Here is a 24,220-nt window from a genome sequence, read left to right on the forward strand (position 1 = left end):
TCGTCGATCCCTGGGGCCAAAACGCTTAGATTGAGGGGGATGCCATCACCATTCGTTCTCTCGGCCGAGGTTGCCGACGCCATCGCCACACGCCGTCCCATCGTGGCGCTGGAGTCGACGATCATCTCCCATGGACTTCCTCGTCCGCGAAATCATGAGGCCGCCGTCGAATTTGAGACGATCCTCAGGGATGCGGGCGTCACGCCGGCGACGATCGCGGTGCTCGACGGTGTCGCGAGGATCGGGCTCGATGCCGAGGGCCTCGGGCGCATCGCAAACGAGGATCTCGCCAAGGCGAGCGTCCGCGACCTGCCGATCATCGCTGCGGCCGGGCTCAGCGCTGCAACCACGGTGGCCGCGACATCCCATCTCGCCGCGCTCGCGGGCATCAGGGTGTTTGCGACGGGCGGTCTCGGCGGGGTGCACCGTGGCGCGAGCAGCACCTTCGACGAATCCGCAGACCTCACGACCCTCGCCGTCACCCCCGTCACCGTCGTGTCGGCAGGGGTCAAGTCCGTGCTCGACATCGCGGCCACCCTCGAGCGGCTCGAGACGCTGAGCGTGCCGGTGATCGGGTTCGGCACCACGATTTTCCCCAGCTTCTGGCTGCGAGAGTCGGCCTACACGCTCGACTGGTCGGTGGATGACGCGGCGCAGGTCGCGGCCGTCATGCGCTCGCATGACGAACTCGGTCATGGGCAGGGCATCGTGGTGGCGAATCCGATCCCCCTCGACGAGCAGTGGGATCCCGCGGAGCATGACCGGATTCTCGCCGAAGCGCTGACGCTGGCCGACGTCGCTGGCGTCAGCGGCAAGGCGGTCACCCCGTTCCTGCTGCTGAAGATCGTCGAGCTCTCGGGAGGCCGCAGCCTTGAGGTGAACCTCAACCTCGCCCGGAACAACGTGCGGGTCGCGGGCCGCATCGCCGCCGAGTGGGCGGCGCTGAACGGCTGACTCCGCCTGAGCGGCTGTGGCGGCCTCAGAGGATCAGCGCAATCCGAGCAGACGTGTCACCACTCCGGCGATCGCGGCATCCTCGATGCCGAGACCGATCGAGCGGAAGAACACTGGCCGTGTTCCCGACGGCGCGGGGGAGGTGCCCGTCACCAGTTCGGGCAGGTCGCCGAGGATGCGGTCGACGCTCCAGCCCGTCGCCTGCGCCGCTGTGAAGTCGGGCACGGCGCCGGTGGATGCCCGGTAGTCGGTGTATACGTCCAGGTCGCCGAGCAGCGCCGGATCGATCTCGTGGGCGCCCGGAGCGTTGGTGCTGAGGGAGGTGATGAGAGCGCCGGGGGCGACCTGGGACGCATCAATGACGGCGGCAGCGGCCGATGTGCACAGCGCAATCACGTCAGCGTCCGTCGCGCCCTCGACGCCGTGGACGACCTCCACCCCCGGCACCTCGAGTTCCGTGGGGGTTCGGGTGTGCATCCGGAGCTGCGCTGAGGGACGCACGGCACGCAGGTAGTCAACGTGGGTGCGTGCGACGGCGCCCGAGCCGACGATGGCGATGGTGCTGGCGTCGGGGGAGGCGAGCAGGTCAACGGCAAGAGCTGTGGTTGCTGCCGTGCGCAGAGTCGTGAGTGCCTTCGAGTCGATGAGGGCGATCGGCTCACCACGGGTGACGTCGAAGAGCAGAGTCCACGCGGTCACCAGAGCGCCCTCGGACCGGGGGATGTACGGCGACAGCTTGACGGCGTAGATGCCGGCGTCCAGGTCGAGCGTGGGGTAGGAGATGATGTCGCCGCCCCCGTCGAGGCCGAGCACGGTCTGCGTGGGCTGCACCGCTCGTCCGGTGGCGAGGGCTCTGAACGACTCGCGCAGCGCGTCGACGACGGTCGCCGGGTCGAGCGCGGGGATGTCGGTGACGGAGATGATGCGGGGCGTCGATGTCATGGCGGAACCTTTCGGTGTGTAACGCATAATGCTCAATCCGAGTAGTATAGTGCGCATAACGATGGTTTCGCAGTCGTCGACGTCCACCAGCAGAAAGTTGAGACCATGGCCCGCGTGCCCTTTCAGCCCTTCCAGCTCGAGGAGTGGCAGTCGCTCTACGAGATGAACACCGAGTTCAATCTCGCTGACAGCGGAGTGCAGCCCGTGTTGCTTTCGGAGATGCTGCAGACGCCCGACGCCGTCTCGGCGTTCCTGAATAGCGACCTGCACTACCCGGCGGTCAACGGCACGGAGCTGTTGAGGCAGCGCATCGCGGCGCTCTATGGCCCTGAGGTCACCGCCGATCAGGTGCTCGTCACCGTCGGCGCAGCGGAGGCGAACGGCCTCGCGGTGACCACGATCACCGAACCGGGCGACCATGTTGTCGTGCTTGAGCCTGGTTACCGCCAGGTCGCAGGGGTCGCTGCGAATAACGGCTGTGAGGTTGACGCGTTCCACCTCATCGAGGCCGAGGGATGGCGGCCAGACCTCGACGAACTCGAGCGCGTGGTCCGCCCCGACACAAAACTCATCGCGGTCAACAATCCCAATAACCCCACGGGAGCGATCCTCACCGAGCTCGAGATGGAGGCAATCATCGCGATCGCTTCCCGGGTGGGCGCATGGATTCTCGCGGACGAGGTGTACCACGGCTCGGAGACGAGCGGCATCGATACCCCCAGTTTTCACGGGCGCTACGATCGGCTCCTCATCACCAACAGCCTGTCCAAGGCCTACGGTCTGTCGGGCGTGCGGGTGGGGTGGATAGTCGCCGACGCTGAAACCGCGCAAGACCTGTGGCGCCGTCACGAGTACGCGACGATCTCGACGAGCAACCTCTCGATGAAGATCGCGGAACTCGCGGTGGAACCCGTCCGCAGGGAGGAACTCTTCACCCGCAACCGTCGTCTGGTGCGAGATGGTTTCGCGCGACTGGCCGACTGGGCTGGCAGCACAGACGGCATCGTGACGGTCATCGAACCGAAGGCGACCGCCCTGGCATTCCCGCGCCTCGACCTGAACCTCTCGTCACTCGATCTGGCCCACGAGTTTCGGCACGATGGCGTTCTCGTCGGTGTGGGCGCGCACTTTGGGGTCGAGCAGCACGTGCGCATCACGCACGCCCTTGAAGCCAGCTACATGGATGACGCGTTCGCGCGCATGTCGGGCACGATCGAGCGCCTTGCCGGCGCCGTCGGCCGGGCCGAGCGCTGACCACGTGGACGAGCAACCGCATCCGATCGACGTCATCGAGCGTCTCGGCCGACGCATCCGGTCGATCCGCAAGTCGCAGTCGACGACTGTGCAGGAACTCGCCGATCGCTCAGGGGTCAGCCGGCGGCTGCTGACCCAGATCGAACTCGGGCAGGCCAACCCGAGCCTCGTCACCGTCGATCGCATCGCGAAGGTGCTTGGCGTCGACTTCGCCGCGTTGACCGCACCCAAGGACGCCGAGGTCGGAGTCGTCACCGTGCACACGGCGGGTGAATCGACACTGATCTGGTCGAGCGCCGTCGGAAGCTCGGCGCGTTTGCTCATCGCGAGCGAACGCAACGGCGGTCCGGAGGCGTGGGCGTGGACGCTCGTCGCCGGCGACCGGTACAGCGCGTCCCCGGATCCCGTCGGTTCGGAAGAGCTTTTCGTCGTGCAGGAGGGCGAGCTCACCATCGTGACGGACGAAGGCGAATGGGTCGTGCCTGCGGGAGGGAGCGCCCGACTGCTCAGCGATCGTGAATACCGGTACGAGAATCGGGGCGCCGACGCGCTGACCTTCACCCGGGTCGTGGCCCTGCAGACCTAGCAGTCACGGCGATCCCTGCGTCACGAAGGCGGAAGACCTTTAGATTGAGGGGATGCGATCACCATTCGGTCTCTCTGCTGAGGTTGCCGACGCCACCGCGTGGGCGGCGCTCCATGGCTGACCGCATAGTCGTGTTCGGTGACGTCATCGATGATGTCGTGGCGATGCCGTACGAGGCGATCCGCCTGGACACCGACACCGCGGCATCCATTGGTTTCAGGGCCGGGGGATCGGCGGCAAACACCGCGGCCTGGCTGGGATACCTGGGCGCGAGAGTCGACTTCGTCGGGGTCGTCGGCGCGGCCGATCTCGAGAGGCACACCGCGTTGCTGGTGCAGACCGGGGTCACCACCCACCTGCGCTCGCACCCGACGATGACCACCGGCACGATCGTCATCATCGTGGAGGGCGAGCATCGCACGATGCTGACCGAGCGCGGCGCCAATACAGAACTGGATCCCGCGGATGTCACGGCCGAGCTGCTGGCAGAGGCGGCGGTGTTGCACCTCACCGGCCACTCGCTGCTGAACGCTGCCGGATCGGACGGGTTGGTCGCCCTGGTCGCGCGAGCGAAGAAGGTTGGAGCGAAGGTCTCTGTCGACCCCGGATCCGCCGGCTTCATCGCCGACTACGGTGTCGACCGTTTTCTTGAGGCGGTCGCGGGCGCCGAGGTGCTGTTCCCCAGTCTCGAGGAGGGCAGAGTGCTCACCGGCCTGCACGACCCGACCGATATCGCGGTGGCTCTCGCCAAAGACTTCGCGACGGTGGTGTTGACGATGGGAGCCGGTGGCGTGGTGATCGCCAACGATGACACAGTTCTGACGGTGCCGGCAGTGAGCTCACCCGTGGTCGACCCGACGGGCGCCGGCGATGCGTTCTGCGCCGGATTCCTGAGCGTCTGGGTGCGCTCGGGCGATCTGGCCCGTTCAGCGAGCGCAGGCGCGAAGGTCGCGGCGAAAGCCGTTGCCGGCATTGGCGGCCGACCGCACCGTTAGCGTGCGGCCTTCACGTGCTCATACGCCGCCAGCGCGTCGCGGCGGGACGCGGCAAGATCGACGATCGGCTCTGGATAGTCGTCGGTGCCGACCTCGGGAACCCAGCGCCGGATGTAGCGTTGCTGACCATCGAACTTATCCGCCTGCAGCATCGGGTTGAAAACGCGGAAATAGGGGGCGGCGTCGGCGCCCGACCCCGCGACCCACTGCCAGTTGCCGGGGTTGCTGGCCTCGTCGGCGTCGACCAGGCAATCCCAGAACCACTGCTCGCCCACCCTCCAGTCGATGAGCATGTTCTTCACGAGCAGGCTGGCCACGATCATCCTGACCCTGTTGTGCATGTAGCCGGTGTGCCAGAGCTCGCGCATGCCCGCGTCGACGATCGGGATTCCCGTGCGACCCTGCTGCCACGCCTCGAGTTCGGCCGGCACGGGCTCCGACCAGGGGAAGGCGTCGAATGCCGGCCGGTAGTTCTTGCCCGCGAGTTCCGGAAAGTGGAACAGGATGTTGGCGTTGAACTCGCGCCACCCCACCTCGCTGAGAAACTTGGCGACGTTCTTCTTCGCGGCGGCGGTGAGGTCGCCGTGCATCCGCTCCCAGATCTGGAACGGGCTGATCTCACCGAAACTCAGGTGCGGGCTCAGCTGGCTCGTGGCCGCGACGGCGGGCTCGTCGCGTCGGTGATAGTCGGCAAGCCTCTCGTCGGCGAACGACTCGAGCTGGTCGTGCGCGCCCTCTTCTCCCGGATGCCACGACTCCCGTAGCCCCCCGGCCCAGTCCGGGTGGGTGGGCAGCAGCTCCCACGACTCGAGATCGTCGCCGGCTGCCGTTGCCCAGTGCACACGCGGCGCGGGGAGTGGGGCACGAACAGCTGTCTGGCGGGCGGCCTTCCAGAACGGGGTGAACACCCTGAACGCATTGCCGTCGCCGGTCGTGACAGTCCACGGCTCGAACAGCAGGTTCGCCTGGAAGCTCTGCACGTCAAGGCCGTTGTCGCGCAGGCTCGACTTGAGCCTGGCGTCGATCTCCCGGGCGGCACCGTAGCGGCGGTTCCAGAACACCGCGTCTGCACCGGTCTCGGCGACGAGCGCGGGAATGACCGTCTCGGCCGCGCCCCGCCTCAGCACGAGGTTGCCGTCGGTGCTCGCAGCGAGCGACGTGAGGGAGCCGTGAAGCCACCACCGGCTGGCCGCTCCCAGGGGTCGCACCTCGGGGCTGTCGTCGTCGAGGATGTACACGAGCACGACCGGTGCGCCACGCTCGGTGGCAGCGGTCAGTGCCGGGTTGTCCGCGAGCCTCAGGTCATCCCGCAGCCAGACGATAGTGGGCGCGGTCATTCAGGCTCCTGGATTGAGTCGCAGTTTGTCGGTGAGCGTTTTGAGGCTCGTCAGTTCGGCGTCGGTCAGCGCTGCGCCGACCCGCCGGTGAATGGATGCCGCATGCACCACCGCGATGCGGCGGAACAGCTCGTAGCCGGCGTCGGTCAGGCGCACCATGGTGCCGCGACCGTCATCGGGATCGTGCTCTTTGCAGACGAGGTCTTGCGATGCGAGCCGGTCGACGAGCCTGCTGACGCTCGGCTGGGTGATGAGGAGGTGCTGGTTGAGTTCCCGGATGCGCATCTGACGGTCGGGCGCGCGCGTGAGGTTGAACAGCACGTCGTATTCGTTGAGCGACAGCTCGCCTTTCGGAAACTCAGCGATGAGCTGGCGGAGGACTGACACCTGGGCCCGGAAGAGGGCCTCCCACGCATCGACTGACAGGGCTTTTTCGCTCATGCACCCACTCTATGCAGATGCACCGGTACGCGCAGAACCGGGGGAGAGAGGGTCTCGAAAAGGGCCGTTAAACAGGATTGAGGGCCGGTTTCAGAGGCTAGAAACCGACCCTCTCCCTTGCACCAAGAGTGTCCTGCAATCACATTCCGCTTCAGCTGCCACAGCAAACAACTTCTGCTCTATGAATGTATAACGGAAAGATAACGCTGTCTAGTTATGCATCCGTTATTTTTGAAAATCTTTCTCGGGCCGGACATAAAGGCCGTGGGCACAACGTTTTACAGCAGAGCGCGCCGAAACCCGCGCCCGGAGAAGGAGCATCCCATGAGCACCGTTCGCCAGTTGCGGCTCGTCGTCGCGGTCGAGGATTACGAGGCCGCCGTCGCCTTCTACCGGGACGCTCTCGGCCTGGAGGAACGGGAGGCGTATGAGGGGGAGGGGGATGCCAGAGTCATGATCCTCGACGCCGGCATGGCCACGCTGGAGCTGTCCAACCAGGCACAGGTGCGGCTCATCGACTCGGTGGAGGCCGAGGGGCAGCCGAGCGCCCGCATCCGCGTGGCATTTGAGGTCGACGATGCGGATGGCATGACGGTCAAACTCACCGATGCCGGTGCCCGACTCATCGCCAGCCCGCGCGAGACCCCGTGGCGGTCGCTCAACTCCCGGCTCGACGCGCCTGCCGACCTGCAGGTTACGCTGTTCCAGGAGCTCGGGGAGCAGTAAGACCCCGACCTTCGAAAGCGTCGGCGTGCTGGCGATCATCGTGTTGATCCGAACCTTCCTGAGCTTCTCACTGGAGTTTGAGATCACCGGCAGATGGCCCTGGCAGAAGAAGCCGCCCGAACCGCAGCCGGCGGGCTGAGCCATGGCCCAGCACTTCACCGCGCAGGATGCCGCGGAAGCATGTGCGGCGCACCCCGCCGTCGAGCTCACCTTCCCGTTCGGTCCAGAGACCGAGGTGTACAAGGTGGTGGGCAGGATGTTCGCGGCGATGAACGTCGAGGGCGAGCATCCACGCATCACCCTCAAGGCAGACCCCGAAGACGCCAAGGCGCTCGTCGCGGAGTTCGACGACATCTCGCCGGGGTACCACATGAACAAGAAACACTGGATCTCGGTCGGCCTGCCGACCTCGGCCGCGCCCCTGAATGAACTCATTCAGGCGTCATACGACCTGGTCGTTGCCGGCCTGCCGCGGGCGGAGCGCCCGACCGCCTAGAAGAAGTCGGGGCTGGGGGTCGTCGCCTGGCGAATCGACACGTCGGCATGACGATCGAAACGGTAGCCAACGCCGCGCACGGTGCGCACGATGTCTTCGAACTCACCGAGCTTCGAACGAAGTCGACGAACGTGAACGTCGATGGTTCGTTCGTTCGGGATCTCGTCGTCGCCCGCGGCCCAGAGCGCCGAGATGATCTCGGCACGGTCGATCGTACGGCCCTCGCGCAGCACGAGGTACTGCAGCAGCTCGAACTCCTTGTACGTGAGCGATGCCGTGGTACCGTCGAGCAGCACGCGCTTACGTGAGATGTCCACGACGACCCCGCCGCGCGGCTTCACCTTCGGTTCCTCCACCTGGCGGTGCTTGGCGAGAGCGGCCGGATCCTGCAGCGCGAGCCGCACGACCTCGACGTCGCGACCACCAGCGCCGGCGGGGGCGAGGGCGACGGCCGCGTAGGTTTCCGACCCTGGCACGAGCTGTTCGAGCAGCTGCTTGAGCTGCTCGACAACGTGGCCGAGGTCTGTCCCGGCCTCGAGGGCTTTCAGCTGGTCGACCCCGACATAGAGGGCGAATCCGCGCGCCTCTGTGCCGTTCGGTACGGCGTGGAGGCGGCGAGCCGGAGCGGGCTGGGCAGCCTGGATGGGCGTGATGGGTGCGCGTTCGACGGTTGCAAGAGACATGGCGTCAAGAATCCTTGAGAGTTGTGGTGAAGGGCCTCTGATGATGAGGGTGTGATCCTTCTGGGTGTTACAGGTGATGCATTCGAGCACTACGCCGCTATGAGGGCGAGAGCTCGGGAGCTGGGATTCGCGTACGAATCGCGCTCGGCGAAGAAAGGGCCGTTAGGCACACATTCGACAACACATGACAACACGAATCCCGCCAGCCTCGATGGAGGTAGGTGCGAACAAGTGAACAGTCATGCACGCCATCATGCCAGAGAGAAACGCGCTTGTCGACAACGAGAGGCGTTAGACCAGGCCGTAGAGCCTGTCGCCGGCGTCGCCCAGGCCTGGGACGATGTAGCCGACCTCGTTGAGTCCTTCGTCCAGAGCGCCCAGCACGATGGTCACCTCGCGGCCCTGGGTGGCGGCGTCGACGGCGGCGAGACCCTCGGGTGTTCCGAGCAGGCAGACTGCCGTGACATCCACGGCTCCGCGGTCGAAGAGGTACTGGATGGCGGCGACGAGCGATCCGCCGGTTGCCAGCATCGGGTCGAGCACGAAACACTGGCGGTTCGAGAGGTCGTCGGGCAGGCGTTCGGCGTAGGTGTCTGGCTTGAGAGTCTCTTCGTTGCGCACCATTCCGAGGAATCCGACCTCGGCGGTGGGCACTAGCTTCACCATGCCCTCGAGCATGCCGAGTCCGGCGCGCAGGATCGGCACGACGAGCGGCCGAGGCGTGCTGATGGCCAGCCCGGTCGTCGTGGTGACGGGGGTCTCGATTTCGAGAGGCTCGGTGCGCACATGGCGGGTGGCTTCGTAGGCGAGCAGGGTCACGAGCTCTTCGGTGAGCGCCCTGAACGTCGGCGACGGGGTGTTCTTGTCACGCAGCACGGTGAGCTTGTGCGTGATGAGCGGGTGGTCGGCAACGTGTACTCGCATAGGCTCAATCTACTGTGAGTCACTACGAAGAGTTGATGTCTGACGCCATCGCCGAGGCGAGACGCGCTCTCGACACCGGCGATGTTCCGGTCGCCGCGATCATTGTGGATGCCGCGGGCAACCGTATCGCGGTGGGTCGCAACGAACGCGAACTCACGCATGACCCCACGGCGCATGCCGAGATTGTGGCGATCCGGGCGGCGGCCGAACAGGCGGGAACGTGGCACCTCGAGAACACCACGCTCGTGGTCACGCTTGAGCCGTGCACGATGTGCGCTGGCGCCATCCTGCAGGCTCGCATCCCGCGTGTGGTGTTCGGAGCTTGGGACGAGAAGGCGGGCGCCGTCGGCAGCGTCTACGACGTGTTGCGTGACCGCCGGCTGCCGCACCGGGTCGAGGTCATTGCGGGCGTCCGCGAGCAGGAGTGCTCGAGGCTGCTCACCGACTTTTTCGAGGCCCGTCGCTAGGGAACGCCTCGCGCCCGCGGCCGGCGGGAGCAGCGCCTAGTGCCAGAACACTGCCACGAACACGTTGATGATTGCGAGGCCTCCGGCGGCATGGAAGAACGGCTGCACCCGCCCGCCCTTGCGCTGCCTCACCACCGCGGCGATGGCGGCGATGAGCACGACAGTGGCGATCATGGCCTTGACCGCGATCTTTGCGTAGACGAGGTCTTCGTCCCCCGCCTCAGCCAGACCGACGAGTGCTAATCCCGTCACGACCTGCGTGATCGCACCGATGAGGGTCGGCATGAGTACGTAGTCCGATTTGCGGCGCATCTGAAGGAAAAATGAGCCGATAATCGCGGCCAAACCAAGGAAATGACCGGTGAGCAGCACCGAGTGAAGGATGTCCATGGCTCAAGACTGGCCTGACTCGGCCGAAACTACCAGCCGGGTTAGTCGGCGCTCTTGATGACGATGGTCTCGGTCGCCGGGTTCGCTGGGTTCAGTGGCCGGTAGACGTCCGGTTCGAGGTAGATCACCCGTGCCACCGGTACCGCCTCCCTGATGCTGACCTCGACGGCATTGATCTCGGTCGCGACATCGGAGAGGCGCATCTTGCTGGCGAAACCGATCTTCGCGGCGACGAGCAATTCGTCGGGGCCGAGGTAGAGGGTCTTCATGTGGATAAGCACCTCAACGCTCGAATGCGCGTTGATCGCGTCGCGAATCTTCGCGACGTCTGCCCGGTTGGCGCCCTCGCCGACCAGGAGGCTCTTGGTTTCGATGCCGAGGATGACGGCCACCGCCACGAGCAGCACACCAATCGCGAGCGTGCCGATGGCGTCCCAGCTCGAATCGCCGGTAGCCACCGTCAGGCCGACGCCGGTGAGGGCCAGGGTGAGCCCGAGCAGTGCTGCGCAGTCTTCGAGAAGAACCACGGGAAGCTCAGGCGCCTTGGCGTGCCGAACGAACTGCACCCAGCTCTGGTCTCCTCTGACGAGGTTGGATTCTTTGATCGCCGTGCGAAGCGAGAAGCCTTCGAGAACGAGCGCCACGATCAGGATGACGATCGGCACGATGGGCATCTCGAGTTCGTGCGGGTCCTGCAGCTTGCTGATGCCCTCGTAGATCGAGAACACGCCTCCGACGGAAAACAGGATGATCGACACGACGAAGGCGTACACGTAGCGTTCGCGGCCGTATCCGAACGGGTGGCTGGCGTCGGCTTCTCGCTTTGCCTTTCGCCCACCGAGCAACAGGAGACCCTGGTTGCCGCTGTCCGCGAGGGAGTGCACACTCTCGGCGAGCATCGAACTCGACCCCGAGACAATGAAGCCGATGAACTTCGCGATCGCGATACCGAGGTTCGCGAGCAACGCCGCGATGATTGCCTTGCCGCCACCAGATGCACTCATGCGATCAATCCTAGGATGATCGCATGACGACGACGCTTCCGACCATTGCAATTGTTGGCGCAGGTTCGATGGGCGGCGCGATCCTCGGGGGCCTTCTGGCGCCCGGCGTGACCGTGGACGGTGGCATCCGCGTCACGAATCGCACCCAGGCGAAAGCCGACCTGGTAGCGGCGCCCGGCGTCACGTCGTATGCGCTGGCCACGACCCCAGATGCGAACCTTCAGGCCGTCAGGGGAGCGGGAATTGTGATGCTCGGGGTGAAGCCCGCCATGATCCGAGACACTCTGGCCGAGCTCGCGCCCGCGCTGGATGCCGACGCCCTGATCATCAGCGTCGCTGCCGGAATCCCCATCTCGAGCATGGAGGCCGCAGTGCCGAACGCCGTGCTGCGCGCCATGCCGAACACGCCGGCCCTCGTCGGCAAGGGAGTCACGGGGCTTGCCGCCGGAACCCGTGCAACGCCAGCACAGCTGCAACTCGGGCGCGCGCTGTTTGAGACCGTCGGCACCGTGCTCGAGATTCCCGAGTCACAGATCGATGCGCTCAGCACGATCTCCGGCTCCGGTCCCGCGTACGTCTTTCTGTTGATCGATGAGCTGACCGGCGCCGCCGTGCGGATGGGGTTCACGCCCGAACAGGCAGCGACGATGGTCAACGGCACTTTTGCTGGCGCCGTCGCCCTGCTGGAGGCATCTGACAAGACTCCCGAGCAGCTTCGTTTGCAGGTCACCAGTCCGAAGGGCACGACCGAGCGCGCCGTCGCCGAGCTGCAGGCGGCCGACCTCGGTGCGCTGTTCGATCGCGCGACCGCAGCGGCAGTGGCCCGGGCGCGGGAGCTCGCAGCGGGCTGAGGTGGTCGACCCCCTAGGCGCCGATGCCGGCGAAGCGCTCGATGTCTGCTGAGTTGCCGCTCACGATGATCAGGTCGCGATTGGAGACGACAGTCTCGGGGGTCGCGTAGGTGAACTCCTGGCCGGGCGACTTCACTCCCACCACGGTAATGCCGAACTTTCTGCGCACCTGCGACTCAGAGAGCGGGATGCCGCGAATCGGCTTCGGCGGATACATCTTGACGATCGCGAAGTCGTCATCGAACTCGATGAAGTCGAGCATGCGGCCCGAGACCAGGTGCGCGACGCGTTCGCCGGCCTCAGCCTCTGGATAGATCACGTGGTTCGCGCCGATGCGCGCCAGGATCTTGCCGTGTGACTGGCTGATCGCCTTCGCCCAGATCTGCGGGATCTTCAGGTCAACCAGGTTGGCTGTGATCAGAACGGATGCCTCGATGGATGACCCCACCGCGACGACCGCGATCGAAAAGTCCTGCGCACCGATCTGCTGCAGCGCATCGATCGATCTGGCGTCGGATTGGACGGCGTGGGTGACTCGCGATGACCACTTCTGCACGAGGCTCGCATCCGCATCGATCGCCAGCACCTCGCGGTCGAGCCTCTGCAACTGGCCAGCTGTCGCCGCACCGAATCGACCGAGACCGATCACCAGCACCGGTGCGTCGTGCGCAATCTTGTCAACCAACGTGGGCCCCTCTTCCGGTGTGGAATGTGCCGCGCGGGAATACCGCGCATCCTTGCCGCTTTCCGTCGAAAGCTTAGCTCCACCGCGCTACCCTGTTCGAATGGCTGACATCTTCGACGTCGTTGCAGACGCGACCAGGCGAGACCTCATGCAGGCCCTTCTGGAACAGTACGTGTCCGGGCAATCCGAGACTGGCGAGATCAGCGTCGGCGTTCTCGTCGAGCGCCTCGGATTAAGCCAGCCGACAGTGTCGAAGCACCTCAAGGTGCTGCGCGATCACGGCCTCGTATCCGTGCGCGAAGACGGCCAGCACCGGTACTACAAATTGGATGCCGGCCCCCTCGAGTCGATCGAAGACTGGCTGATCCCATTCCTGAGCGCCGACTTCGACGAGATCGGGGCAGACGGTGCGTCGGCAGCGTTCGCCGCCTGGTCGGGGGCGGATGTGGGCGACACCCTGGGCCGCCGACTGGCCGAAGGTTCGCATCAGGCTCGCACGGTCATCCATGACGCAACCGACGCCGTCGCTGAGAAGCTCCCGGACGGCGTGCGCCGCCGCCTGTTCCGCGACCGCTAGCACCGCGCAGCCCCGAAATGCGGGGGTGGACACGAGTCACACCAGCCCCTATTGTTACCGATTAGCACACCAGTAACATCCACGGTGTGGTTTCGGTTCAAGGGGCACAGCCAATATGACGCAGGATCTGTCTGACGTGCGCTTTCTCACGGTCGCTGAGGTTGCCGAGATGATGCGCGTATCGAACATGACCGTCTACCGGATGGTGCACTCCGGCGACCTTCCCGCCGTGCGATTCGGCCGGTCGTTCCGCATTCCGGAGTCCGCCGTCGCCGCCGTGATCGAGACTCCGATGTCGGACGTCGGTTAGCGCGCATATCCTGCTGCGCTAGACTCACCTAGTACATTTTTCCGCGGTTCTGATTCGGACCGAGCGGTTCGTTCAGAAATCAGTGAGGTCCCTATGGGTTCAGTCATCAAGAAGCGTCGCAAGCGTATGGCCAAGAAGAAGCACCGCAAGCTGCTTCGCAAGACGCGCCACCAGCGTCGCAACAAGAAGTAAGACCTCTGCCGCAGTAGCGGCACAGGGTGACTAGCGGGCGCGTTTCTTCACGTCACGCGCCTGCTTCTTCACCAGTTTCCTGGCCTCCCGGATGCTCGACCGCTTCAGCGGCAGCACCGTCCAGGAATTCTCGCGAGCATGGGCGAGCAGCTTTGCGTCAGGATTCACGACGATCCTGTTGCCCACCATGGACAACAGCGGGATGTCGTTGCTTGAGTCTGAGTATGCCCAGCAGTCTGCAAGATCGGCGTCGAGGTCGAGGGCTAGCTGGCGTGCCACCGCTGCCTTTTCGGCACCGTGCAGGACGTGGCCGTCGAGGACGCCCGTGAAGACGCCGTCGAGCGCCTGCACCTTGGTGCCCAGCGCGCCGGTCAGCCCGAGACGGTCGGCTATCACCTGCGCAACGAGTTGGGGAGTCGCGGTAACGAGCCACACCTCGTGACCCTTCTCGAGATGCTCACGCGTGAGTTCGACGGTTTCCGGCCACAGCTTCGGGGCGAAGTCACGCTCATAAATCTCTTCCGCGAGAACGGTCAGATCCGCCTCGGTGTGCCCGACGACGAGAGCGAGGGCCCGATCCTTCGCTGTGGCGAGGTGGTTGCGATTCTCGCCCACGGCCAGAAAACGAAACTGGTGCCAGCCGAACAGAAGGATGTCGCGCCAGGAGATGATCCCGCGGCGGAAGGCTTCACGGCCGACGTAGTAGACGCTCGCACCCCTCATCAGGGTGTTGTCGACATCGAAGAATGCCACGATCGGTCGATCACTGGGCGGAAGAGGCTGAACGTCAGACATCGCCGACCAGTCTACGGTCGAGTCATCTAGTCTGTTGGTCGTGACGATCGCGCGGCTGACTCTCATCGGCAAACCGGAGTGCCATCTCTGCGATGACGCCAGGGAGGTGGTGACGTCGGTCGTCAGCGAGCTGGGTGCTGCGGCATCCGTCACCCTCGAGGAGCTCTCGATTCTCGACGACGCGGCGCTCAACGACAAGTACTGGGAAGAGATCCCGGTGCTGTTGATCAACGGGGCGGTACACAACATCTGGCGCATCGACCCGGTGCGACTGCGGGCAGCATTAGTGGAGGCAACAGCATGATCAGGCACATCGTCACCTGGAAGCTCAAGGCACAGGATGACGCGGGGAAGGCCGACGCCGTCGCCGCGATCGCGGGGGCGCTCGAGCCGCTGGTCGACGTCATTCCCGGCATCCAGAGCCTCGTGGTTCGGCCGAATGTCGCCTACTTCGGCAGCAACTGGGATGTGCTAGTGATGGGCGACTACGACTCGCTGGATGCTCTTGAGACGTACATGACCCACCCTGACCATGTCACTGCCGCGGCTGTCGTGCGCGAGCATGCATCAGACCGGGCAGCCATCGACTTCGAGCTCTGACGCTCGTCGGGTATTAGAGCTTCTGAACGTCGATCGGGCCGGTTGAGCGCTTCTGAAGCGCGTCACGCTCGGCCGACAGAGAGTCGAGGGTGGCTCGTTCGAGAGCGAGCGGACCCATGTCGTCGAAGGGGTTGCCCATTCCGCTCTTGGAGTGAACGGCCTCGGCGTAGGCAGTAGCTGCCGCCGCCACCTTCGAGCTCGCTCTCTGCGCCTTCTTGAGCGAGACGGCGCTGCCGCCGACAACCTCCGCGTGGGTTTTGAGGGCCTTTTTGAGATCCTTCAGGGCAGCGTCGATTTTCTTGGACATGGGGTTATCTTGCCCCATGAAGGTGTACTGCTGCCACCGTCGTTCCTATGAAGGTCCTATGGCAGCAGTCGCGTGGGCCCGCGGAACAGGTAGGTCGCCTCGCGGATGTTCGACAGGTGCAGCATGAGCATCAGCACCCGGCTGAGCCCCATGCCGAAGCCGCCGTGCGGCGGGACTCCGTAGCGGAAGAAGTCGAGGTAGAAGTCGAGCTCTTCCGGCTCGAGTCCCTTCGACTTCGCCTGCTCGATGAGCACCTCCACGCGGTGCTCACGCTGGGCACCGGTCGAGATCTCAACCCCGTTGAAGATGAGGTCGTAGCTGTTGGTCAGCGAATCATCGTCGTCGTGACGCATGTGATAGAACGGCCGGATGCTCGACGCGTAGTCGGTCAGGAACACGAATTCGTGGCCGTACGTTTCCTTCACGTAGGCAGCGATCTGGCGCTCACCCTCGGGATCCATATCGTCGTCGTGACGCGGAACCTCGTATCCGCGCTCGGCGACGATGCGCTTCGCTTCGGCCAGCGGGATGCGCGGGAACGGGGTGGTGGGCACCGTCACTTCGACGCCCCAGAGGGCCTCAATCTCGGCGCCGTGCTTTGCCTTGACGGCCGCGAAACCGGCAACGAGCAGCTCCTCGTGCAGCTTCATGACGTCTTCGTGGCTGTCGATCCAGCTGATCTCGCTGTCGACGCTGGTGAACTCGGTCGCGTGACGGCTCGTGAAGCTCGGGTCGGCACGGAACGCCGGGCCGACCTCGAAGATTTTGCCGAAGCCAGCGGGCTGGGCCATCTGCTTGAAGAATTGCGGGCTCTGGGCGAGGTAGGCCTTCGTGTCGAAGTAGCCGACCTCGAACAGTTCTGCCTTCGACTCGCTCGCGCTGGCCATGAGCTTGGGGGTGTGCAGCTCGATGAAATCGTTCTCGACCCAGTACGTGCGCCAGGCGTGCTCCAGCGTGGTCTGGATGCGGAAGATGAGGTTGTTCTTCGGCTGGCGCAGGTCGAGGAAGCGCCAGTCCATGCGCTTGTCTCCGGCGCTGTCGTCGGCGATCGGCGTCTCGGGGATGGCAGCGGCGGCGATGTCGAGCGACTCGAGCTTGATCTCCACTCCTCCGAGCTTGACCCGCTCGTCGTGCTTGAGCTCACCCGCGGCGGTGAGGAAGGTACCCTGCGCAAGAGCCGAAATGGCTTCGGCCAGCGGGTCGGCTGCCGGCGTGCCATCCTCGGCGAAAATTCTGGGGTGAACGAGCTGAACCGCGCCGGATTCGTCGCGCAACACGACGAACTGCACCTTCTTCTGGTCGCGCACCGTTTCGACCCATCCCGAGACGGAGGCTGGCCCGTCTGTCGCGGCTGGCAGGTTCTTGATCAGGGTGCGTTGGGTCACGAGGATCGAGTTTACCCGGCAGGGCGCACCCAGCAGTTGATGTGGGGTTGAGCATTCCGTTAAGTCCGGCTGAGGGGTTCGCTCGTGGCAACGTATGGCGGACCGCCATACGTTGCCACGTGGGATGGCGCCCTGAGCCGAAACCTACCTGCTCAAGCGGCAGTGGCGCACCCAGCTTCCGCCCATATCTACAGCACGTAGAATTGCCGGGTGCCTGCTGACCTGATCCACCTCGTTCGCCACGGAGAGGTCTATAACCCCGACGGCATCCTGTACGGCCGCATCCCGGGCTACCACCTGAGCGAACTGGGGCACACGATGGCCGCGGCGGCCGCGGCCAGTCTCACCGGGCATCCCGTCGCGGCGCTCTATGCGAGCCCCCTGCAGCGCGCGCAAGAGTCAGCAGCGCCCTGGGCCGAACTCTTCGGTCTTCCGATCAACACCGAAGAGCGCATCATCGAGCCCCATAACTGGTTCGAGGGCCGCAAATTCGAATTCCCGGCAGCGCTCAAGCACCCCAGCGCGTGGCCCAAACTCATCAACCCCCTGAAACCCAGCTGGGGCGAGCCGTATAAGAGCGTCGAATCGCGGATGCTCGCCGCCATCGCCGCCGCCTGGGCTAAGCCCGAAAGCGGCGAGGTCGTCATGGTCAGCCACCAGATGCCGATCGTCATGGCAGCGCGTTCGGTCAAGGGCATGCGCCTGTTCCACGACCCGCGCAACCGTCGCTGCACCCTGTCGAGCATCACGACCCTCGCGCGCGAAGGTGACCACTTCATCGAGGTCGACTACCGGGAACCCGCCGGCGACCTGCTCGCGAAGTCGATCGACCTCGGAGCCGTATGAAACGCGCAGTGGTGGTGGCGATCGTCGCCGTCCTGACGCTTGCCGGATGCGCTCCCGGCAACGATTCGCTCGCCAGCCAGTACCAGGACGGCTCCGGCCAGGGCTATATCTCCGGCGACGGCGCGTTCAGCGAAATCCCGGCGGACGAGCGCGGAGAGCCGATCGAGTACAGCGGCCCGACCGCAGACGACTCGACGATCTCGAGCGACGACCTGGCGGGCCAGGTGTACGTCGTGAACTTTTGGTACGCCTCCTGCCCGCCATGCCGCGCCGAAGCCCCCGACCTGAAGGCGCTCAGCGACGAGTACGCGGACATTCCTTTCATCGGGATCAACATCTTCGACAACGCAGACACCGCCGGAGTGTTCGAACGAAAGTACGGCATCGAGTACCCATCCATTCTCGATGCGAAGACCAACGCGGCCCAGCTCGCCTTCGCGTCGGCCGGCGCCGTCGCCCCGAACGCCGTGCCGACGACACTCGTCATCGACCGCGAGGGCAGGGTCGCGGCCCGCATCAGCGGTCGGATCGCCGACACGAGCATCCTTGCGGCGATGATCGATTCCGTCGTCGCAGAACAGGGCTAGGGCTCGAGATGGGTCCAGGCGAGATCGTCGGCCAGGGCAGCCTCTGGCTGGCGCTGCCCATCGCGCTCGCGGCGGGAGTGCTGTCGTTTCTGTCCCCGTGCGTGCTCCCGCTGGTGCCCGGCTACCTCGGCTACGTGACGGGGGTGACAGATGCGCGTGACATGCGTCGCGGTCGCACCGTGCTCGGCGCCGGACTGTTCGTGCTCGGGTTCAGCGTGGTGTTTCTCGGGTTCATCGTGCTCTCCAGCACGGTCGGCGTTTTCCTGCTGCAGTACGGAGACCTGATCCTGCGCATTGCCGGGGCGGTGGTCATCCTGCTTGGACTGGTCTTCATCGGCCAGGTCACGTTCATGCAGCGAACCATCAGACCGACCTGGCGCCCACGGGCGGGTCTTGCGGGCGCGCCGCTGCTCGGCGCCGTCTTCGCCGTCGGCTGGACGCCGTGCATCGGCCCGACCCTCATCGCGGTCACCTCCCTCGCCACCTACCAGGGCGATCCCGGTCGCGCGGCGATCATCGGAATCTTCTACTGCCTCGGCCTTGGCATTCCGTTCCTGCTCGTCGCACTCGGCTTCGGTTGGGTCGGCGAATCCATTGGCTGGGTGAAGCGTCACCTGCGGCTCATCAACATCATCGGGGGATCGCTGCTTATCGTGCTGGGCCTGCTGATGGTGTCTGGTGTCTGGGGTTCGTTCCTGTCGTACTTCGGGGGGGTGCTGAATGACGGATTCGTCTCGCCCCTCTGATCACTACGACTCGTCGAGCTCCAACACCGGCGACAAGATCGTGCAGCCCAGGCTCGGTGTCGTCGGCTACCTGCGTTTCTTCTGGCGGATGCTCACGAGCATGCGCACGGCGCTGTTCCTGCTGCTTCTGCTCGCGATTGCGGCCATCCCCGGGTCGCTTGTGCCGCAGGTCAGTTCAGACCCGAACGGTGTCATCCAGTACAAGGCGAATAATCCGGATGTAGCGCCCATCCTCGAGAACCTGCAGGTGTTCACCACCTACTCGTCGGTGTGGTTCTCGGCCATCTACCTGCTGCTGTTCGTCTCACTCATCGGGTGTGTGATCCCGAGGACTAAGCACCACTTCGACGCGCTCCGCGCCCGCCCGCCCAAGACACCGGCGAACCTGGCGCGGTTGGAGGGGTTCACGTCGCAAGGGTCTGCTGCCGATGCCGAGGCATCGATCGCGGCCGGCCGGCAGGTGTTGAAGCGCCTGGGATATCGCACCGAGCTGTACACGACGGGTGGGTCGCCATCGGTCAGCGCGGAGCGGGGCTACCTGCGCGAGACCGGAAACCTGGTGTTTCACTCGGCCCTGATCGGCGTGCTCGTGGCCGTCGGCCTCGGCGGCGGATTCGGATACACCGGGCAGCGCGTGGTGGTCGAGGGGTACGCCCTCTCGAACTCGCTGGCCAGCTACGACTCGTTCAACCCCGGACGATTCTTCACGGATGCCGCGCTCCAACCCTTCTCGGTGGCACTCGACACGTTCGTTCCCACCTACGAGGAAGACCTCACCAGCAAGGCTCTCGGCCAGGTGCTCGATTACACAGCCAACGTCACGACCATGGTCCCGGGCGGACAGCCCGAAGAGTCGACGATCAAGGTGAATGAGCCGCTGGCGATCGCGGGAACCCAGGTCTATCTGCTCGGCAACGGGTACGCGCCGGTGATCACCGTGCGCGACCCGGACGGCAACGTCGTGTTCTCACAGCCCACCGCGTTCCTCCCGCAGGACGCGAACCTGTTCAGCCTCGGCATCGTCAAGATCCCGGATGGCCTGGAGGAGCAGATCGGAATCAGGGCGTTGTTCTACCCGACGGCGGTGCTCACCGACCTGGGGACGCTCGCCTCGAGCTACCCCGACCTCGTCAACCCGCAACTGACCATGGAGGTCTACACGGGTGACCTCGGTCTGGACAACGGGCAGGGCTCCAACGCCTACGCTCTCGACACCGACTCCCTCACCGAGATCGCCGGTCGCGCCGCGGATGCTCCGACCATCAAGCTCGGTCTGGGCGACAGCATCGACCTCCCCAACGGGCTCGGCAGCGTGGAGCTGACCGCGATTCCGCGCTTCGCCTCGCTCGACGTGCACCACGATCCCGCTCAGGGCTGGGTGCTCCTGTTCGCCATCCTGGTTCTCGCCGGGCTCGTCACCAGCCTCTTCATCCCGCGTCGCAGGATGTGGATCAAGGCGGTGAATGGCGCCGACGGTGCTGTGACTCTCGAGTACGCGGGGCTCGCCCGTGGGGACGACCCCGGGCTCAACGCCGCCGTCGCGGAAATCGCGGCCAAACATCTGGATCACATCGGACATAAGGTGGAATCGTGACTGAGACTTTCGTGCTGTACTCCAATATCGCTGTGTACTCGGCGATGGCCATCTACACGATCGCCTTCATCATGTTCACGCTCGACCTCGCGCGGCGGTCGGCGGCGGTCGCCGCTCCCGCTGAGGTCGGTTCCACCACGCGCGCGGGCCAGCTGGGCTCCACGGCGCTGCTCGAGAAAGTGGATGCCCCACCCGCCGTCGCGGCGAAGGGCCCCCGCTACCTGCGCGCAGCCTTCGCGCTCACTGTCTTCGGTTGGGCGTTGCACGTCGGTGCAGCGATCTTCCGTGGGGTGGCCGCTGGCCGAGTGCCGTGGGCCAACATGTTCGAGTTCACCCTCACCGCGACGGCCCTTATTGTCGGCGTCTTCCTGCTCGTGCAGGTCTGGCAGGATCTGCGCTTCCTCGGTTCGTTCGTCGTCGGGTTCGCGCTCATCGCGCTCGGCGTCGCGACCACCAACTTCTACGTCGACGTCATCCCGCTACCGCCGGCACTGCAGTCGGCGTGGCTCGTCATCCACGTCTTCGTCGCGTCGCTCGGCACCGGTTTCTTCGCGCTCGGCGCCGCCCTATCCATCGTGCAGCTGCTGCAGGCTCGCCGTGCGGCGGGCAAGGCCGTGGGGTTGAGGTTCCTCGATACCCTTCCCGGTGCAGACAAGCTCGAGAATCTCGCGTACCGGCTCATCGTCGTCGGTTTCGTGCTCTGGACCTTCACCCTCATCGCCGGCGCCGTCTGGGCCGAGCGTGCCTGGGGTCGCTACTGGGGCTGGGACACGAAGGAGGTCTGGACCTTCATCATCTGGACGATCTTCGCCGGCTACATCCACGCCAGGGCCACGCGCGGGTGGCGCGGATCACGGTCGGCATGGCTGGCCATCATCGGCTTCGGCGCCGTGGTGTTCAACTTCACCGTCGTGAACCTCTTCTTCAAGGGTCTGCACGCGTACAGCGGGCTATAAACCTCTCCGACTCAGTCGAGCAGTTCGTAGCAGCGCTTCAGCCGGGACAGCCACCAGTTGGTGCGGTCGGCGCTCGCGGCGTGGGCTTCGAGCAGCGCCTCGCTCGGCACAACCCTGCGCACGTCCAGCTGGCCGTTGACGCTCAGCAGCGGCGCGTCCGTGACATCCACCGCCAGCAGCGACGCCGTCGCCAGGCCGCAGTCGAATTCGAGCTCGGGAATCGCCGCGGCAAGGTGCAGCCCCATCGAGATGCCGACCGAGGTCTCGAGAGCGCTTGACACCACCACGGGCAGCCCGGCGTCAGCGATGATCGCCAGGGCCGCCGTGACACCGCCGAGCGGCTGCGCCTTGACGATCAGGATGTCGGCGGCCCCCGCCCTCGCAACGGCCAGCGGGTCGTCGGCCTTGCGAACGCTCTCGTCCGCGGCGATGGGGATGCCCATGTACTTCACGCGGGTGCGCACCTGCGCGAGCTCGTCGACCGACACACACGGCTGCTCGACGTACTCGAGGTCGAAGACGGCAAGTGCGTGGATTGCCTTCTCGGCTTCGTCCACCGTCCAGCCAGCATTAGCGTCGAGGCGAATCCGCCCCTCGGGCCCCAGATAGTCGCGGGCGGCCGAAACCCTGGCCACGTCATCCGCCAGCACCTGGCCGGGGTCCGCGACCTTGATCTTCACCGTGCGGCAGCCCGGGAAGCGGTCGAGGATGCCGCTGACCTCATGAGCGGCCACGGCGGGCAGCGTCGCGTTGACCATGACCGTGTCGCGCAGCAGCGGGTGGGTGGGTCCCCACCCGAAGTCGATTGCCGCGGCAAGCCACCGCGCGGCCTCGTCGTCGCCGTACTCGGTGAACGGCGAGAATTCGGTGAAACCGTTGGGCCCCTCGAGCAGCAGTGCCTCGCGAATCCCAATTCCACGGAAGGTGGTCACGAGCGGCAGTGCAACGACCCTTGCAGTGCGGAGCAGGTCGTCAAGAGGAGGCAGCGTCGCGTCATGGGGGAGCATGGCACCAGTCTGGCAAGTTCGCGGTCGGTTATCGCCTGTTTCTATTAAGGTTGGCCCGTGGATAGTTCTGGTTCTGTCGAGAGAGTTCCGCTCAAGGTCGTGCCGATGTTCATCGAGGAGCAGACGATCGAGCTGCCCGAAGAGCCTGTCACGCCCCCGCCAGAGCCCGCCGAGGCCGCCCCCCGCGGCCCGCTGCCCTGGGTTGGCGTGATCTCCATCGTGCTCGGTGTTGTCGCTGCGATCGTGCAGATCATCGCCATCGTCGGCGCCACCGATGGCGACCTGGAGCTGGGCATTGTGCTTGGCTACCTCGCGGTCATCATCGCGATCGCGGCGGTCTTCCTCGGCATCGCGGCGATCATCGTGAAGCGCGGTCGTCGTGCTGGCGTCGTCGGCATCCTCCTGGGGATCCTTGCGAACCCCCTCATTCTCTTGATGATCCTGCGCTTCCTCGATGGGGCACAGGCCTGAGGTGTCCCGCCCGCTGAGGGTCATCGACTCGGCGGACACCGGGGCGGTCTTCGCCGCACTTCGCGATGCGCTGAGCGGCGATGGCCCGGCGATCCTGCCGCACCCCGGGCATCCTGAGGGGCTGCCAGACACCGTCGAGCAGAGGGTCGCGGTCGTCGTCGAGACGAGCGGTTCGACGGGCAGGCCGAAGCGGGTCGCGCTCGCGGCCGACGCTCTGCTCGCGAGCGCCGCGGCATCCGACGTGCAGCTGGGCGGACCCGGCCAATGGCTCATGGCGCTGCCGGCGCACTACATCGCGGGCATCAACGTTCTGGTGCGCTCGCTCGCCGCCCAAACCCAGCCGATCCTCGCGGCGCCCGACGGCACCGGGTTCGTCGACGCTGCGCACGAACTCGACAGCCCGCTGCGGTTCGTGTCACTGGTGCCGGCTCAGCTTCAGCGACTGATCGAGCAGGATGACGCGCTCCCCCTTCTGCGCCGCTTCGACCGCATCCTGCTCGGCGGGCAGGCGACGCCGCCGCCGTTGCTCGCAAAGGCCCGTGAACTGGGGCTCAACGTCACGCGCACCTACGGATCGAGCGAAACCTCCGGCGGGTGCGTGTGGGACGGCGAGCCGATCGGCGACACCGAGGTTCGCATCGTCGACGGCCGCGTCGAGCTGGCGGGCAGCACGCTCGCGCAGGGCTACCTGGGCGATCCCGCGCGCACCGACGCAGCGTTCCACGACGTCGATGGCAAGCGCTGGTACCGCACCGATGACACGGGAACCGTCACCGATGGAATCCTCAGCATCAGCGGACGGGTCGACGATGTGATCATCTCCGGCGGGGTGAAGGTGTCTCTCGCGGAGGTGGAGCGTGCCGTGCGGTCGCTGCCCGGGCTGGGCGATGCGGTGGTGGTGCCGGCGGCACACGCTCAGTGGGGGCAGACACCCGTGGTCGTCAGCGCGCACCCGCACCCACTGGAGCAGATTCGGGATGCGGTCTCCGCGGGCCTCGGCCGGGCATCCGCGCCCACCCGCATCGTGGTGGTCGACACGATGCCGATGCTCGGCAACGGCAAGCCCGACCGTCTGGCCGCGGCGCGACTCGCTCAGGGTTGAGCCCCAGTAC

Annotated in this window: 32 protein-coding genes and 1 pseudogene; 21 read left to right on the top strand and 12 right to left on the bottom strand. The window is 65.5% G+C overall.

The window, feature by feature from the left end; all coding sequences use genetic code 11:
- Positions 1-39 precede the first annotated feature (39 nt).
- Entirely contained in the window at positions 40-954 is a 915-nt protein-coding gene (locus tag QMG83_RS13985; protein WP_283506024.1) for a pseudouridine-5'-phosphate glycosidase, read from the top strand.
- Positions 955-987: 33 nt separating this feature from the next.
- On the opposite strand, the gene QMG83_RS13990 is transcribed toward QMG83_RS13985, so the two are convergent.
- Positions 988-1,896, bottom strand: a complete 909-nt coding sequence (locus tag QMG83_RS13990; protein ID WP_283506025.1) for an ornithine cyclodeaminase family protein — start codon at positions 1,894-1,896, stop codon at positions 988-990.
- Between the two features lie 105 nt (positions 1,897-2,001).
- Between QMG83_RS13990 and QMG83_RS13995 the strand changes: the two genes are divergently transcribed.
- From QMG83_RS13995 to QMG83_RS14005, 3 genes are all read left to right on the top strand, one after another.
- Positions 2,002-3,150 (top strand): aminotransferase class I/II-fold pyridoxal phosphate-dependent enzyme, encoded by a 1,149-nt coding sequence (locus QMG83_RS13995; protein WP_283506026.1) that lies wholly within the window; start codon positions 2,002-2,004, stop codon positions 3,148-3,150.
- Positions 3,151-3,154: 4 nt separating this feature from the next.
- Positions 3,155-3,736, top strand: coding sequence for an XRE family transcriptional regulator (locus QMG83_RS14000; RefSeq protein WP_283506027.1), 582 nt, complete (start codon positions 3,155-3,157; stop codon positions 3,734-3,736).
- Between the two features lie 113 nt (positions 3,737-3,849).
- Positions 3,850-4,731 (top strand): carbohydrate kinase family protein, encoded by an 882-nt coding sequence (locus tag QMG83_RS14005; RefSeq protein WP_283506028.1) that lies wholly within the window; start codon positions 3,850-3,852, stop codon positions 4,729-4,731.
- On the opposite strand, the gene QMG83_RS14010 is transcribed toward QMG83_RS14005, so the two are convergent.
- Together QMG83_RS14010 and QMG83_RS14015 are read right to left on the bottom strand one after the other, a co-directional pair.
- Positions 4,728-6,068, bottom strand: a complete 1,341-nt coding sequence (locus QMG83_RS14010) for a cryptochrome/photolyase family protein (RefSeq protein WP_283506029.1) — start codon at positions 6,066-6,068, stop codon at positions 4,728-4,730. The two genes, QMG83_RS14005 and QMG83_RS14010, sit on opposite strands and share 4 nt — an antisense overlap.
- Positions 6,069-6,509, bottom strand: coding sequence for a MarR family winged helix-turn-helix transcriptional regulator (locus QMG83_RS14015; RefSeq protein WP_283506030.1), 441 nt, complete (start codon positions 6,507-6,509; stop codon positions 6,069-6,071). It abuts the gene before it with no gap.
- Positions 6,510-6,833: 324 nt separating this feature from the next.
- Between QMG83_RS14015 and QMG83_RS14020 the strand changes: the two genes are divergently transcribed.
- The 3 genes and pseudogenes from QMG83_RS14020 to QMG83_RS14030 all read left to right on the top strand — a co-directional run bounded on the left by QMG83_RS14020 (position 6,834) and on the right by QMG83_RS14030 (position 7,731).
- Positions 6,834-7,235 carry a VOC family protein gene (locus QMG83_RS14020; RefSeq protein WP_283506031.1) on the top strand — a complete coding sequence of 134 codons (402 nt, stop codon included), beginning with the start codon at positions 6,834-6,836 and terminating at the stop codon, positions 7,233-7,235.
- Between the two features lies 1 nt (position 7,236).
- A pseudogene (locus QMG83_RS14025) lies at positions 7,237-7,374 on the top strand (DUF1622 domain-containing protein); the annotation flags it as partial.
- A 3-nt stretch (positions 7,375-7,377) separates the two neighbouring features.
- Positions 7,378-7,731 carry an MmcQ/YjbR family DNA-binding protein gene (locus tag QMG83_RS14030; protein WP_283506032.1) on the top strand — a complete coding sequence of 118 codons (354 nt, stop codon included), beginning with the start codon at positions 7,378-7,380 and terminating at the stop codon, positions 7,729-7,731.
- Here the strand turns inward: QMG83_RS14030 and QMG83_RS14035 are convergent.
- On the bottom strand, positions 7,728-8,414 hold the full coding sequence (locus QMG83_RS14035; protein ID WP_283506033.1) for a winged helix-turn-helix domain-containing protein: 687 nt from the start codon (positions 8,412-8,414) through the stop codon (positions 7,728-7,730). The two genes, QMG83_RS14030 and QMG83_RS14035, sit on opposite strands and share 4 nt — an antisense overlap.
- 291 nt (positions 8,415-8,705) lie before the next feature.
- On the bottom strand, positions 8,706-9,338 hold the full coding sequence (gene upp / locus QMG83_RS14040; RefSeq protein ID WP_283506034.1) for a uracil phosphoribosyltransferase: 633 nt from the start codon (positions 9,336-9,338) through the stop codon (positions 8,706-8,708).
- A gap of 14 nt (positions 9,339-9,352) precedes the next feature.
- Here upp and tadA point away from each other — a divergent pair, with 14 nt between their 5' ends.
- The gene (tadA, locus tag QMG83_RS14045) at positions 9,353-9,805 is read left to right on the top strand and encodes a tRNA adenosine(34) deaminase TadA (protein ID WP_502949041.1); all 453 of its coding nucleotides are present in this window, start codon (positions 9,353-9,355) and stop codon (positions 9,803-9,805) included.
- Between the two features lie 36 nt (positions 9,806-9,841).
- On the opposite strand, the gene QMG83_RS14050 is transcribed toward tadA, so the two are convergent.
- Together QMG83_RS14050 and QMG83_RS14055 are read right to left on the bottom strand one after the other, a co-directional pair.
- Complete coding sequence (locus QMG83_RS14050; protein ID WP_283506035.1) at positions 9,842-10,195, bottom strand: hypothetical protein; 354 nt, start codon at positions 10,193-10,195, stop codon at positions 9,842-9,844.
- Between the two features lie 41 nt (positions 10,196-10,236).
- Positions 10,237-11,199, bottom strand: a complete 963-nt coding sequence (locus QMG83_RS14055; RefSeq protein WP_283506036.1) for a cation diffusion facilitator family transporter — start codon at positions 11,197-11,199, stop codon at positions 10,237-10,239.
- Positions 11,200-11,222: 23 nt separating this feature from the next.
- Between QMG83_RS14055 and proC the strand changes: the two genes are divergently transcribed.
- Entirely contained in the window at positions 11,223-12,050 is an 828-nt protein-coding gene (gene proC, locus QMG83_RS14060; protein ID WP_283506037.1) for a pyrroline-5-carboxylate reductase, read from the top strand.
- 13 nt (positions 12,051-12,063) lie between these two features.
- Here the strand turns inward: proC and QMG83_RS14065 are convergent, their stop codons facing one another.
- Positions 12,064-12,735 carry a potassium channel family protein gene (locus QMG83_RS14065; protein ID WP_283506038.1) on the bottom strand — a complete coding sequence of 224 codons (672 nt, stop codon included), beginning with the start codon at positions 12,733-12,735 and terminating at the stop codon, positions 12,064-12,066.
- A 100-nt stretch (positions 12,736-12,835) separates the two neighbouring features.
- On the opposite strand from QMG83_RS14065, the gene QMG83_RS14070 reads away from it, so the two are divergent.
- From QMG83_RS14070 to QMG83_RS14080, 3 genes are all read left to right on the top strand, one after another.
- A complete protein-coding gene (locus QMG83_RS14070) occupies positions 12,836-13,312 on the top strand; it encodes an ArsR/SmtB family transcription factor (RefSeq protein ID WP_283506039.1) in 477 nt (158 codons plus the stop codon).
- A 115-nt stretch (positions 13,313-13,427) separates the two neighbouring features.
- The gene (locus QMG83_RS14075) at positions 13,428-13,622 is read left to right on the top strand and encodes a helix-turn-helix domain-containing protein (RefSeq protein ID WP_283506040.1); all 195 of its coding nucleotides are present in this window, start codon (positions 13,428-13,430) and stop codon (positions 13,620-13,622) included.
- Positions 13,623-13,715: 93 nt separating this feature from the next.
- On the top strand, positions 13,716-13,814 hold the full coding sequence (locus QMG83_RS14080; protein ID WP_003792170.1) for a 30S ribosomal protein bS22: 99 nt from the start codon (positions 13,716-13,718) through the stop codon (positions 13,812-13,814).
- Positions 13,815-13,844: 30 nt separating this feature from the next.
- Here QMG83_RS14080 and QMG83_RS14085 read toward each other — a convergent pair whose 3' ends face one another.
- Positions 13,845-14,609, bottom strand: a complete 765-nt coding sequence (locus tag QMG83_RS14085) for an HAD family hydrolase (RefSeq protein WP_283506041.1) — start codon at positions 14,607-14,609, stop codon at positions 13,845-13,847.
- A 40-nt stretch (positions 14,610-14,649) separates the two neighbouring features.
- On the opposite strand from QMG83_RS14085, the gene QMG83_RS14090 reads away from it, so the two are divergent.
- Positions 14,650-14,913, top strand: coding sequence for a glutaredoxin family protein (locus QMG83_RS14090; protein WP_283506042.1), 264 nt, complete (start codon positions 14,650-14,652; stop codon positions 14,911-14,913).
- On the top strand, positions 14,910-15,209 hold the full coding sequence (locus QMG83_RS14095; protein ID WP_283506043.1) for a Dabb family protein: 300 nt from the start codon (positions 14,910-14,912) through the stop codon (positions 15,207-15,209). Before QMG83_RS14090 ends, QMG83_RS14095 begins: the two co-directional genes overlap by 4 nt.
- Before the next feature lie 13 nt (positions 15,210-15,222).
- Here QMG83_RS14095 and QMG83_RS14100 read toward each other — a convergent pair whose 3' ends face one another.
- Positions 15,223-15,516, bottom strand: coding sequence for a hypothetical protein (locus QMG83_RS14100; RefSeq protein ID WP_283506044.1), 294 nt, complete (start codon positions 15,514-15,516; stop codon positions 15,223-15,225).
- A gap of 56 nt (positions 15,517-15,572) precedes the next feature.
- The gene (aspS, locus tag QMG83_RS14105) at positions 15,573-16,901 is read right to left on the bottom strand and encodes an aspartate--tRNA(Asn) ligase (protein WP_283506045.1); all 1,329 of its coding nucleotides are present in this window, start codon (positions 16,899-16,901) and stop codon (positions 15,573-15,575) included.
- A 210-nt stretch (positions 16,902-17,111) separates the two neighbouring features.
- On the opposite strand from aspS, the gene QMG83_RS14110 reads away from it, so the two are divergent.
- From QMG83_RS14110 to ccsB, 5 genes are read left to right on the top strand one after another with little or no spacing between them, the layout of a single operon-like run.
- Positions 17,112-17,747: a histidine phosphatase family protein gene (locus tag QMG83_RS14110; protein ID WP_283506046.1), complete on the top strand. Its 636-nt coding sequence runs from the start codon at positions 17,112-17,114 to the stop codon at positions 17,745-17,747.
- Entirely contained in the window at positions 17,744-18,334 is a 591-nt protein-coding gene (locus QMG83_RS14115; RefSeq protein WP_283506047.1) for a TlpA family protein disulfide reductase, read from the top strand. The genes QMG83_RS14110 and QMG83_RS14115 overlap by 4 nt, the downstream gene beginning before the upstream one ends.
- An 8-nt stretch (positions 18,335-18,342) precedes the next feature.
- Entirely contained in the window at positions 18,343-19,080 is a 738-nt protein-coding gene (locus QMG83_RS14120; protein WP_283506048.1) for a cytochrome c biogenesis CcdA family protein, read from the top strand.
- Positions 19,055-20,674, top strand: a complete 1,620-nt coding sequence (gene resB, locus QMG83_RS14125; protein WP_283506049.1) for a cytochrome c biogenesis protein ResB — start codon at positions 19,055-19,057, stop codon at positions 20,672-20,674. The genes QMG83_RS14120 and resB overlap by 26 nt, the downstream gene beginning before the upstream one ends.
- Positions 20,671-21,630 carry a c-type cytochrome biogenesis protein CcsB gene (gene ccsB, locus QMG83_RS14130; protein ID WP_283506050.1) on the top strand — a complete coding sequence of 320 codons (960 nt, stop codon included), beginning with the start codon at positions 20,671-20,673 and terminating at the stop codon, positions 21,628-21,630. Before resB ends, ccsB begins: the two co-directional genes overlap by 4 nt.
- An 11-nt stretch (positions 21,631-21,641) precedes the next feature.
- Here the strand turns inward: ccsB and QMG83_RS14135 are convergent, their stop codons facing one another.
- The gene (locus tag QMG83_RS14135) at positions 21,642-22,637 is read right to left on the bottom strand and encodes an o-succinylbenzoate synthase (protein ID WP_283506051.1); all 996 of its coding nucleotides are present in this window, start codon (positions 22,635-22,637) and stop codon (positions 21,642-21,644) included.
- A gap of 57 nt (positions 22,638-22,694) precedes the next feature.
- Between QMG83_RS14135 and QMG83_RS14140 the strand changes: the two genes are divergently transcribed.
- Together QMG83_RS14140 and QMG83_RS14145 are read left to right on the top strand one after the other, a co-directional pair.
- Positions 22,695-23,108: a hypothetical protein gene (locus tag QMG83_RS14140; RefSeq protein WP_283506052.1), complete on the top strand. Its 414-nt coding sequence runs from the start codon at positions 22,695-22,697 to the stop codon at positions 23,106-23,108.
- Between the two features lies 1 nt (position 23,109).
- Positions 23,110-24,210, top strand: a complete 1,101-nt coding sequence (locus tag QMG83_RS14145; protein WP_283506053.1) for an AMP-binding protein — start codon at positions 23,110-23,112, stop codon at positions 24,208-24,210.
- The last annotated feature ends 10 nt before the right edge of the window (positions 24,211-24,220 follow it).

The sequence above is a fragment of the Salinibacterium sp. G-O1 genome (assembly GCF_030063305.1).
In the GTDB taxonomy this organism is placed as follows: Bacteria; Actinomycetota; Actinomycetes; order Actinomycetales; family Microbacteriaceae; genus Rhodoglobus.